This is a genomic window from Sporosarcina sp. P29, from assembly GCF_002743265.1.
In the GTDB taxonomy this organism is placed as follows: Bacteria; Bacillota; Bacilli; order Bacillales_A; family Planococcaceae; genus Sporosarcina.
Genome location: NZ_PDYX01000013.1, coordinates 68,725 through 80,031, shown reverse-complemented (window position 1 = coordinate 80,031; position 11,307 = coordinate 68,725). Strand labels below are relative to the sequence as shown.

The following is an 11,307-nucleotide window of genomic DNA, read 5'->3' as shown; positions in this document are numbered from 1 at the left end:
CTTTTTGTTTAGTAAGCTAGATTTTCTACTTATGTCCCAGCCTCTCCATCCACTATCAGTACCTGGATTATATCAGTCAAAAGCATAGCTTAACTTTTCATTTTCGGATCCAATGCATCACGTAACCCGTCACCCATCAAGTTAAAGCCCAACACCGTCAACATAATGGCAAGCCCAGGGAAAATCATTGTCCATGGGGCATTCTGCAAATAATCTTTAGAGTCAGCTAACATCTTCCCCCACTCTGGATAAGGAGCTTCAGCGCCTAATCCTAGGAATCCAAGTGCTGCCGCTTCTAAGATAGCTGTAGCAATCGCCAATGTACCTTGTACGATAACAGGCGCCATTGAGTTAGGTAAAATATGCGAAAACAGGATCCTGAAATCTTTCATCCCAATTGCTTTTGCCGCTGTAATATATTCATCCTCTTTTATGCTCAACACTTTAGATCGTATTAATCGTCCGAAGTTCGGTACGTTAATGATTGCAATAGCAATTAACGCGTTACGTAAACTTGGCCCCAATACCGATACAATCGCAATCGCCAATAAAATGGAAGGGAATGCGAGCATAATATCGAATATCCTAGAAATAATCGTATCAATCCAGCGCCCGTAATAACCAGCAATAATACCAAGGAAACTCCCCACAACAATCGAACCCACTACCGAGAAGAATCCAACTGATAACGAAATACGCGCACCGTGGATAATGCGTGAGAAAATATCACGGCCGAAGTCATCCGTTCCAAACCAGTATTCCGAAGAAGGAGGTTGCAGTCGATCCGTCATTAATTGTTCGTTGATGCCTTCTTTAGTGACAAGAGGACCGAAGAGCGCAAGTAGGATAAAGAATATCACAATGACTGCGCCTACGACCGCTACTTTACTTTTGCGAAAACCTACCCAAGCTTCCCGCCAAGGTCCTGTTGTTTTTTCTAATTTTGCTTCTGCTACTCCGTCTACCTTAGGCGTAAATTCTGACATGAACTGTTCCTCCTTCCTCAATCATACTTAATCCTCGGATCGATCAGTCCATATAGTAAATCGACGATCAGATTAATCATGACAAAGATAAATGCCACGATGAGAATGCCTGATTGAATAACAGGATAATCTCTAAAGTTGATCGCATCATAGATATAGCGTCCAATTCCAGGCCAAGCGAAGATCGTTTCCGTCAGAATAGCTCCACCAAGGAGTAGACCAATTTGCAAACCGATCACTGTCAAAACAGGAATGATTGCATTTTTTAACGCGTGCTTATACACTACCCAAAACATTTTCTGACCCTTTGCCCGTGCTGTTCGAATATAGTCAGAACGCATCACTTCTAGCATGCTCGAGCGCGTCATCCGGGCAATAATTGCCATAGGAATCGTTGCAAGCGCTAGCCCTGGTAAGATCAAATGTTTAATGACTACCCATAATTGATCAAACCTGCCTTGGATGAGCGTATCAATTATGTATAAATTGGTTATGGCGGATACAGGATCACGAACATTTTCACGTCCAGTTGTCGGCAACCATTGCAACTCAATCGCAAATGCCCACTGCCCCATTAACCCCAACCAGAAAATAGGCATGGAGACACCGACCAGTGCCAATACCATCGCTGAATAATCAAACCATGAGTTCTGGAACCAAGCAGAAATAATTCCTGCATTAATCCCTACAACGACCGCGATAATCATCGCAAATAATGCCAATTCCAATGTAGCTGCTAAATACGGCCAAACTTCATCCGCCACAGGTAGTCGCGTACGCATGGATTCGCCTAAATCACCTTTTAAAATACCACCAAGATAACTGAAATATTGTGTATACCATGGTTGATCAAGACCTAGCTTGATCGTCAAGGCTTCCACCGCTTCTTTTGTTGCTTGTTGCCCTAAAATTACTTGTGCTGGATTACCAGGAATTGCACGAATCAACATAAAAACTAGAAATGTCATACCAAGCAGGACAGGAATTAGCTGTAATAGCCTCTTAATCGTATAGTTGAACAACTCTTTCACCCCTCCGGCTCTTATCATTTATTAATCAAAGAAAGGGAGAATACTAGCTTCTCCCTCTTCTTCCATCATGTAATTTACCTATTACTTATTTGAATTCTACATTTGACAACAAATCAGAACCTGTAGGATGTGGAACGAAACCAGTTAGTTCTTTCGCTCCGCCTAACAATGGAATGGAGTGTGCAAGTGGTACCCAAGGAGCTTCTTCGTGAAGAATTTCCTGAGCTTGTTTATACAACTCTATACGCTTGTCTTCGTCTACTTCTGTTTGTGCTTCAAGGAATAACTTATGTGTTTCGTCGTTCTTAAAGTACGTGTAGTTATTACTTCCGATATTGTCTTCATCTAACAATACATATAGGAAGTTGTCTGCGTCTCCATTATCCCCAGTCCAACCAAGCATGAAAGCATCTGCTTCCCCTTTGCTTGCCTTGTCTAGGTAAGTCGCCCACTCATACGAAACGATTTTTGCTTTAATACCTACATCAGCCAAGTTGCTCTGAATTGCTTCTGCTACTTTTGTGCCGTCTGGCATGTATGGACGTGAAACCGGCATAGCCCATAGCTCCATTTCGAATCCATCTTCAAGACCTGCTTCTTTCAATAGTTCTTTCGCTTTTTCAGGATCATATGCATAATCTTCTACATCATCGTTATAACCTGAAATAGATGATGGCATAGCATTTTTCGCTACTTCTGCGCGTCCTTCAAAGAATGAATCAACGATTGATTGTTTATCGATAGCATAGTTCATTGCCTGACGAACTTCTTTTTTATCAAATGGCTCACGCGTTACTGTTAATCCAAGGTACCCTACGTTCATGGAAGGACGCTCGAACAACTGCAATGTATCATTGTCTTCAATCTTTCCTCCATCGGCTGGATTGATTCCATCTGCTAAATCAATTTCACCAGATAGTAATGCGTTCAGACGAGCAGAGTTATCCGGAATCGCTTGGAAAATAATGCGATCCAATTTTGGTAACCCCTCTTGCCAGTATTCTTCGTTCTTTTCAATTGTAATTGTTTCATTTGGCTTCCACTCTACAAACTTGAATGGACCTGTTCCTACTGGATTACGCTCATACTCATCATCGCCCTTTTCAAAGGCTTCAGGACTTGAAATAGCGAACATACTCATCGCCAGATTTTTCAAGAATGGCGCTTGTGGACGTTTCAATGTAATAATCACTGTGGATTCTCCATCTGCTTTAACAGATTCAATTACGTGATCTTCATCGTCTTTAAACCCACCGAACATAGAGTTATAGTATGGGAATGTATCTGAATCTCCATTAGCCCAACGCTCAAAGTTCTTTACTACTGCTTCAGCATTAAAATCAGTGCCATCATGGAATTTTACGCCTTCTTCCAATTGGAATGTATACGTCAATCCATCTTCACTTGTGTCATATTCTTTAGCAAGTCCCGGTTGAACCGTAGTATCCTGCTCCCCAAAGTTTAATAATGTTTCGAATAAATTCACTGTTACTTTAAATGTTTCCCCTTCTGTTACACGGGATGGGTCAAGAGATGTTGAATCTCCACCTCGTCCAAATACTAACGTTTTGTTCTCACTGCCGCCTTTATCCGCAGCGTCTTTGTCCTTGTCGCCACTGCCTTCTTTATCATCGCCGCCTGAACAAGCTGCCAAAGCAGTCGATAAGACAAGAAGCATGATCAACGCGAACGACCACAGTTTCCCTTTTCTCATACAGATCCCTCCAATTGTTTTTTTCTTTCTATATCATCGTTGCCTTCCGCAGTATAAAGATGGCAAGCAACAGAATGACCAGTTTTCTCCTCTGCTAATACAGGAGTTATTTTCGTACACACATCCATTTTGAAAGGACAGCGAGTGTGGAATGCACAACCGCTTGGTGGATTCGCTGGACTTGGCATATCCCCTTCAATAATGATTTGTTCCTTTTTATAATTCGGATCTGGTACAGGTACCGCAGACAATAACGCCTGTGTGTAAGGATGGAGGGGGTTTGCATAAAGCTCTTCACTCTCTGTAATCTCCACAATTTTCCCCAAGTACATGACTGCCACACGATCACTGATATGGCGTACAACTCCCAGGTCATGTGCAATGAAAATATAGGTCAAGTTAAATTCCTTTTGTAAATCCTGCATTAAGTTCAATACTTGCGCTTGAATGGATACGTCAAGCGCAGACACCGGCTCATCTGCAATAATTAACTTGGGATTCGTCATCAAAGCACGAGCTATACCAATACGTTGACGCTGGCCCCCACTGAATTGATGAGGATAACGTTTTGCGTGGTATTCACTCAAACCGACAATCCTTAAAAACTCTACTACTTTTTTGCGGCGATCCTTTGCACTGCCACCACCATGAACAATCAATGGTTCTTCTAAAATTTTGCCGATTGTATGACGAGGATTTAATGATGCATAAGGATCTTGGAAGACCATTTGGATATCTCGACGAACCGCTCGAATTTCATTAGCAGAGAGCTTAGTTAAATCTTTTCCTTGGAATTCCACAACACCCTCTGTAGGTTCTAGCAATTGCATAATTGTTCGTCCCGTTGTCGATTTTCCGCAACCACTTTCTCCTACGATTCCAAGTGTCTCTCCTTCATTTACATGAAATGACACATTATCGATTGCTTTGACATGACCCACTGTTTTACCAATCAGCCCTTTGCGAATCGGAAAGTATTTTTTCAGCCCTTCAACTCTTAACAGTGGTTTGTTCATTTGCATTCGTCACTCCTTCTTGTTCGTCATATAAGAAGCATCTCGTTTGATGATTTTCGGAGTTCCGGTACAATTCTGGTGTTTCTATCCAGCATCTAAAGAAAGCGCTTTCACATCTTGCTGCGAATCTACAGCCTTTATCAATGGATCCTGGTTTTGGCACATTACCTGGAATCGAATATAGACGATCTTTTTTATCACGCATATCCGGTACTGACTGGATCAATCCCCGTGTATAAGGGTGACAAGGATTTTCAAATATTTCTTCAGTTGGTGCTTCCTCAATGACTTGTCCTGCATACATAACGACAACGCGTTCACAAGTTTCAGCCACTACTCCTAAGTCATGTGTAATGAGTAATATAGCTGTATTCATGCGTTCATTTAAATCTCGCATCAATTTGAGGATTTGAGCTTGAATCGTTACATCAAGTGCAGTTGTCGGTTCATCCGCAATGAGTACTTTGGGATCACATACAAGCGCCATAGCAATCATGACACGCTGCCGCATACCACCGGATAACTGGTGTGGATATTCTTTCATAATTTCTTCAGAGCGAGGTAATCCGACTAGTTTCAACATTTCTATTGCCCGTTCCTTAATTTGCTTTTTCGACCACTTTTTCTGGTGAAGAGAAATAGCTTCAGACATCTGATTGCCTATTGTGAAAAGCGGATTTAACGACGTCATGGGCTCTTGAAAAATCATCGCGACGTCATTCCCACGAATCTCTCTCATTTCCTTTTCCGTTTTCTTTAGGAGATCTTGACCTTCAAAAAGGATTTCTCCTCCAGTAATTTTCCCTGGCGGACTTGGCACTAACTGCATGATAGATAAAGAAGTAACACTCTTTCCGCAGCCTGACTCTCCTACAATCCCCAAGACTTCTCCTTCTCTTACATAAAAGTCTACATGATCTACTGCTGGAATTTCTCCTGAATCCGTGAAAAAGGTCGTTTGCAAATCGTTCACTTCAAGTAATTTCTTTCTCTCGTTCATTTGCTCACCTTTTTCTATTTTTCTGAAATAACTCATTAATCATTATTATACTTTTATTCTGATTAAACGCAAGATGCTTTTTTGATAAAGTAATATATTAAGAGTATTTTGTTAAAAACAAAAGAAGTGCAATAGGTAATGTTCTACCTACGCACTTCTTAAATGAATTCAAAATAGCGGAATGTTATATTTATTCCTCTAGCTGTATAATTATTTCAACTCCCAAATTGCCTTTCCTTCCACAAAATCTGGAACTTGTAAACCTAATAACTCATATACACTGGGTGCAATATCTGTCATCGTAATTCTATTGCTCATTTCGCCAGGTGGAATCATAGGGCCGAATGCATATAAAACCGGCCGTAATGTTGATCGCTCAGGGTTTCCACCATGACTCCCCAATTCCTGCGTTGGTTCAACAGCATTTTTCGCGTCTTTGCCCATTAAAAATCCGGGAGCAGCAGATAAAAATACGTCTCCGCTATTATTACTATCGAATGCAGCATATCCTTCCTGATCCTCTGTCCAAACGGACTCATATGGATATACTTGGGACTCCTCGACGCTAGATAAGACAGATAAACTCGGATACGTATAGATGTTATCGAGCTTTTCATTTTTATTAGTAAGCCAACGTAAAATAGGATGAGCTACTTTTTTTGGATCTTGGGAAAGAGCAGTAAATACTGTCTTATTAGTAAATGTTGACACAATTTCCTTCTTTACTTGTTCATATTCTTCTTCTTTTACAATTCCTTTTTTCTCTCTGCCTTTCATATTCACATAAACATGAGCAATTGTTCCACTCGCTTCTGCATAAGCTTTCGTTTTAGACTCATCAATATTTCCCTCTTGATCTTTAACAAGTAGCCCTGCCTTTTCTAATTCTCTATTTGGTGAAAGTCTTGTATGAATTGGCTCCAATCCATGATCGGAAATAATTAATACATGATCGTCGGGGTTCAAATTATTTTTTATTCGACCAATTGCCCGATCTGCTTGGCTAAATGCCCAGTTCACATATTCTTCTTTTTCCAACACATTCGCTAATTGATATCCAGGTTGAGCAGGTTCTCTCAATAGGAACTCATGCAGTTCACTATCCACTACAGAATAATAATAGAACAGCAGGTCGGGCTGATAGTTCTCTTTAATATAAAAACTGACATCCGTCACCCAATTTGAGAATCGTTCACCCACCTGTTCATATTCTTCCCTAGTAATATCTCCATTTTTAAACGCCTCTATTTCATCAGCTGCTGGATAAAATCCGAATTCTGATTGAATTTTATCTGTAAATTGACCAGGTCCTCTATATAACCCGCCCATCACAGTCCCTTGAAATAACTGAAGTTCTTCTTTGTTCTCGGGATCTCCTTTTAGTTTCACATAAAATCCTGCACTATCAAAATCATGTAAGTTCAGTGCGACAGCAATCCAATCATTAGGTGATACTTCTTCTCCCATATTTTTTCTATCCATTGATATATAATATTTCGATTCTTTATCATCTGTTCGCAAAATATATAATTGTTTGGCAGGTGATTTTTTTATATCCAATGAAATAACTGCTTCTTCTACTTTTATTGATCCCGCATTTATTTGTTCCACGCGTTCATCATCTACTTCTGAAAACTTCAAGTTATGAAGTTTTGAATTCGCCAAAGTCCCACCCGAATAAACAGCGTAAGTAGCAGCAGATGCGTTATCAGGGTTCGAGTCAGGGAAGGAGACGGTAGCTGTGACTTTCCCTTGATTTCTTGCTTCTTTCCATATAGGTGTAACGCCTAGCGTCTGTGAAAATCCACTTTGGTCATCTTTCACTTTTTCTCCTAATGAATGATACTGATTACTGACAATTCCTGTCTTTGAAGGTCTAGCACCAGTAGACATTGCTGCATGTGAAGGGGCAGTCAAAGACGGTGTAACGGTAACAAAATCTGTAGCATAAGCTCCTTGTTGCTGAAAATTTTCTAAATTTGACATGACTCCTTTGCTTATGTAACGTTGTGCATCCTCATATCCTAAGCCGTCAAACGACACGACACTTATTGTGCCTGTTGTCTCAGCGGCTTTACTAACAGAATGGTTAGTCATGACGGTCATACTACATAGAATCATAATGAAAACATTTATAGACTTAAACATATTGGCACCCCTCGCTTTATAGAACTATTCCCTTCCTGAAAAATAGGTAAACTTGCTAACTAGAAAATCATAAAAATTTCTTCATTGATTACGATTTACAAGTAAACCATTAGTAGTTCTTTAGATTTATTTTTGGTTTATTTCCCATAAAAGCCTTGCGTTTCTTTCATTTCTTTATTAATGTTGCCTTAAGGAAACATTATTTCCCTAGGGAAACTTTTATAGTTTCTCATCGTTTCTTTGGAGGTGAAAATTTGAAGCCATTTGTTCTTCCTGATTTGCCTTATGCAGTAGACGGTCTTGAACCGTATATCGATGCACGGACATTGGAAATCCACCATGGCAAACATCATCAGACGTACGTCAATAACTTGAATGCGGCTCTGGAAAATCATGAAGTGTTACAGTCCCAATCTCTTGAAACCATACTGACTGATCTCAGTCAGGTGCCTGAGGAGATACGCACTGCCGTTCAGAACAACGGCGGTGGACATTACTGTCATAGCTTATTCTGGGAATCCATGACGCCAAAAAGTAAAGGTGAACCATCAGCAGATATTAAACGGGAAATCGAAAAGTATTTTAATTCCTTCGATAATTTCCAGGATGTCTTGTCAAAAGCGGCAATCAGTCGCTTTGGTAGTGGTTACGGCTGGTTGGTGCTTACTGACGGCGAGTTAGAAGTCATGAGCACGCCAAACCAGGATACACCATTGAAAGATGGAAAAACCCCATTACTAGTCATTGATGTATGGGAACACGCTTATTATTTGTCATACCAGAACCGCCGCCCCGAATTTGTACAAAATTGGTGGCACACTGTGGACTGGGACATTGTGAATGAGCGTTTCATCCAAGCTGCTAAAACAGCAGCAACTTAATTTTTTCTCTTTTCCTTATCTCCAGTTTTACCCTACATTCCAAAATTAGGGCTGCCAATCCGCGGAAACGGATCAGGCAGCCCGCCTTTTTATTTTCATTAAAAAACTCCCGCCACGTGTATACTGTGCGGGAGATTTTTACGATTTTATGTTTGCGACACTAAATTTTCTACTGGATTACCTTCGAGCCAAGCTAAACTTTTGTCGAACAGTTCATCTTCGAATGAATAACCGGAGAATGTATGATCTGCTTTGTCGATATACTGTTCAAACACATGTCTTGTATCTACACGTTTATTGAGTGAATTAGCATAGCGCACCGCATGTTCTTTCGGAATTTGCTCGTCTTCCTTTGCATGAATAATATGCACTGGCCCTGTAAATGAGCGAACCGCTTTAAGAGGCTGGTGTTTTTTCAAATCTTTCAGGAACGTTTGACTGATCATAAACCCATTGTAGTCATGACTGCCATGTCTGGCAATTTCATGAACCGCTTTCGGTCCAAGAATCCCAGTAATATCTTCGTAAGGTTTACCTACTGGCGACCAGAGAATTAATTGTTTAATTCTAGTATCGCTTGCCGCTGTGAGCGATGCAACAGCTCCACCAAGACTGTGCCCAACTAGCGTAATGCGGTGTTGATCTATCCCTCTTATTGAGCTTAGATAATCGACCACATCCTGCACTTCCTTCAATTGGTTCGTTACTGTTACACCAGCATAATCTCCATCACTTTCACCACAACCGCTAAAATCAAAGCGGAATACCCCATATCCACGCTCCGTAAAATATCGTGCAGCTTTAACAAACAGACGGTGTTCCCCTACTTTACTGCCTACAAACCCATGAACAAATACAAGTAATGGTATGGCTTCTTTTCTATATTCAGGCAGATGCAGTGCACCGGATAAATTATGTCCCCCAGAACGAATCGTGATCATTTTTTGCATTTCTTCCACACTCCTGTCAAAATATATTATTCCAACATGTTTAATAGGTATTATACAGTTGAAATAGTTTTTAGTCAAATCCATCCTTTGATAATTCTAATTCTTACATAGAAAAAGACTCCCCTATTAGGGAGTCTGGTTAGTATATTAAAACGAATGATTAGTAAGTGGTTTCCTTTAAGTAAACACGGATCAACAATGCTCTGCCACTCTGCAAAACTACTTTAATTTACAATACCAAGCGTATTTAAGAACACCACAATAATAGTCAATGGCACTATCCACTTCATTAAAAAGTGCCAAAGCGGATAGAAACTTTTGGATTGTGTATTATACTGTGTAAACTCATCACGCACTAACACTTGGTCCATCTTACGAACAATAAACAACGCAATCAGCAAACTTCCTGCTGGAAGCAAAATATTACTGACGAGATAATCTGTCGCGTCAAAAACACTCTTATCGAATATCAGCAACCCTGATAATGTACTAGAAGACAAGGCAGAAGGAATTGCGGCAATGAATACTACCGCGCCAATTAACCAAGTTACAGACTTACGCGTACGCTTGCCACTCGCTGTCATCGCAGCCACAATGATCTCATATAAACTAAACGAAGATGTCAAAGTCGCAAACAAAAATAAAATTAAGAATAACGCCAAGAATACTTGCCCTAGCGGAAGTTGCGAAAAGACTGCTGGTAACACCATGAAGAGTAATTCCGGTCCTGCAGCCGGTTCTTGTCCGAATGCGAAGACTGCCGGGAAAATAGCTAAACCTGCTAGTAATGAAACAAATAAATTCATTCCCACTACAGAACTTGCAGATGAAGTTAGGCTAACGTCTTTCTTCAGATATGAACTGTATGTCACCATACAAGAAAATCCAACGGCTAATGAAAAGAAGGACTGTCCAAGCGCATATAATACGGACTCCCTTGTAATACTAGAGAAATCAGGTTTCAGGAAGAACGATACACCTTCCATTGCACCAGGTAACGTCAATGAACGAACGACTAAAATAATAAAAAATACAAATAATAAAGGCATCATATATTTATTCGCTTTTTCAATACCATTTTGCACACCAGAAGATACGACTAATATATTAATAATTGTAAACAAAAGCAGTCCAATTAACGTTGTTATTGGTGAACCGACAATCGAACCAAACTGTTCCGAGTAGGAAGCTCCTTCACTAATGATCTTGCCACCAATAGACAAGCCACTATATATGAATACCCAACCACCGACGACACTATAGAATGATAGTAAGAGAAAACACCCCGCTACACCGAGCTTACCAATCCATGGCCATGCACTAGCTGGCGCTAACTTTTTGTAAGCACTGATTGCTTCTCTACCCGAACCACGTCCAATAATGAATTCGGAAACCAACATCGGTAATCCAATCAAAATAGTAAACACCACGAATAATAAGAAGAACGCGCCACCACCACTCATTCCTGTAACATACGGGAATTTCCAGATTGCTCCAAGGCCAATTGCCGCGCCCGCTGAAGACATAATAAATCCAAGCTTCGAAGACCATTGTTCTTTACGTTGTTCCATTTTCTCACCC

9 protein-coding genes are annotated in these 11,307 nt (G+C 40.4%); 1 reads left to right on the top strand and 8 read right to left on the bottom strand.

Annotated features, from left to right (window positions below; translation table 11 throughout):
* Positions 1-89: 89 nt before the first annotated feature.
* From nikC to CSV68_RS11790, 6 genes are all read right to left on the bottom strand, one after another.
* Complete coding sequence (gene nikC, locus CSV68_RS11815) at positions 90-986, bottom strand: nickel transporter permease (RefSeq protein WP_099634752.1); 897 nt, start codon at positions 984-986, stop codon at positions 90-92.
* A 17-nt stretch (positions 987-1,003) separates the two neighbouring features.
* On the bottom strand, positions 1,004-2,035 hold the full coding sequence (locus tag CSV68_RS11810) for an ABC transporter permease (RefSeq protein WP_369802936.1): 1,032 nt from the start codon (positions 2,033-2,035) through the stop codon (positions 1,004-1,006).
* A 67-nt stretch (positions 2,036-2,102) separates the two neighbouring features.
* The gene (locus CSV68_RS11805; protein WP_099662245.1) at positions 2,103-3,731 is read right to left on the bottom strand and encodes an ABC transporter substrate-binding protein; all 1,629 of its coding nucleotides are present in this window, start codon (positions 3,729-3,731) and stop codon (positions 2,103-2,105) included.
* Complete coding sequence (locus tag CSV68_RS11800) at positions 3,728-4,747, bottom strand: ABC transporter ATP-binding protein (RefSeq protein ID WP_099634791.1); 1,020 nt, start codon at positions 4,745-4,747, stop codon at positions 3,728-3,730. Before CSV68_RS11800 ends, CSV68_RS11805 begins: the two co-directional genes overlap by 4 nt.
* Complete coding sequence (locus CSV68_RS11795) at positions 4,722-5,747, bottom strand: ABC transporter ATP-binding protein (RefSeq protein ID WP_099662244.1); 1,026 nt, start codon at positions 5,745-5,747, stop codon at positions 4,722-4,724. The genes CSV68_RS11800 and CSV68_RS11795 overlap by 26 nt, the downstream gene beginning before the upstream one ends.
* A 210-nt stretch (positions 5,748-5,957) precedes the next feature.
* Positions 5,958-7,895 (bottom strand): alkaline phosphatase family protein, encoded by a 1,938-nt coding sequence (locus tag CSV68_RS11790; RefSeq protein WP_099662243.1) that lies wholly within the window; start codon positions 7,893-7,895, stop codon positions 5,958-5,960.
* Between the two features lie 254 nt (positions 7,896-8,149).
* Here CSV68_RS11790 and CSV68_RS11785 point away from each other — a divergent pair, with 254 nt between their 5' ends.
* Complete coding sequence (locus CSV68_RS11785) at positions 8,150-8,776, top strand: superoxide dismutase (RefSeq protein ID WP_099634756.1); 627 nt, start codon at positions 8,150-8,152, stop codon at positions 8,774-8,776.
* A gap of 146 nt (positions 8,777-8,922) precedes the next feature.
* Here the strand turns inward: CSV68_RS11785 and CSV68_RS11780 are convergent, their stop codons facing one another.
* The gene (locus tag CSV68_RS11780; RefSeq protein WP_158233520.1) at positions 8,923-9,726 is read right to left on the bottom strand and encodes an alpha/beta hydrolase; all 804 of its coding nucleotides are present in this window, start codon (positions 9,724-9,726) and stop codon (positions 8,923-8,925) included.
* A 224-nt stretch (positions 9,727-9,950) separates the two neighbouring features.
* Positions 9,951-11,297 (bottom strand): sodium-dependent transporter, encoded by a 1,347-nt coding sequence (locus CSV68_RS11775; protein WP_099634793.1) that lies wholly within the window; start codon positions 11,295-11,297, stop codon positions 9,951-9,953.
* Between the last annotated feature and the right edge of the window lie 10 nt (positions 11,298-11,307).

Bases quoted from the DNA above. Each gene is read 5' to 3' on its own strand.
- CSV68_RS11790 (WP_099662243.1), bottom strand. From the start codon at position 7,895: ATGTTTAAGTCTATAAATGTTTTCATTATGATTCTATGTAGTATGACC.
- CSV68_RS11795 (WP_099662244.1), bottom strand. From the start codon at position 5,747: ATGAACGAGAGAAAGAAATTACTTGAAGTGAACGATTTGCAAACGACC.
- CSV68_RS11805 (WP_099662245.1), bottom strand. From the start codon at position 3,731: ATGAGAAAAGGGAAACTGTGGTCGTTCGCGTTGATCATGCTTCTTGTC.
- CSV68_RS11780 (WP_158233520.1), bottom strand. From the start codon at position 9,726: ATGCAAAAAATGATCACGATTCGTTCTGGGGGACATAATTTATCCGGT.
- CSV68_RS11775 (WP_099634793.1), bottom strand. From the start codon at position 11,297: ATGGAACAACGTAAAGAACAATGGTCTTCGAAGCTTGGATTTATTATG.
- nikC (WP_099634752.1), bottom strand. From the start codon at position 986: ATGTCAGAATTTACGCCTAAGGTAGACGGAGTAGCAGAAGCAAAATTA.
- CSV68_RS11800 (WP_099634791.1), bottom strand. From the start codon at position 4,747: ATGAACAAACCACTGTTAAGAGTTGAAGGGCTGAAAAAATACTTTCCG.
- CSV68_RS11810 (WP_369802936.1), bottom strand. From the start codon at position 2,035: ATGATAAGAGCCGGAGGGGTGAAAGAGTTGTTCAACTATACGATTAAG.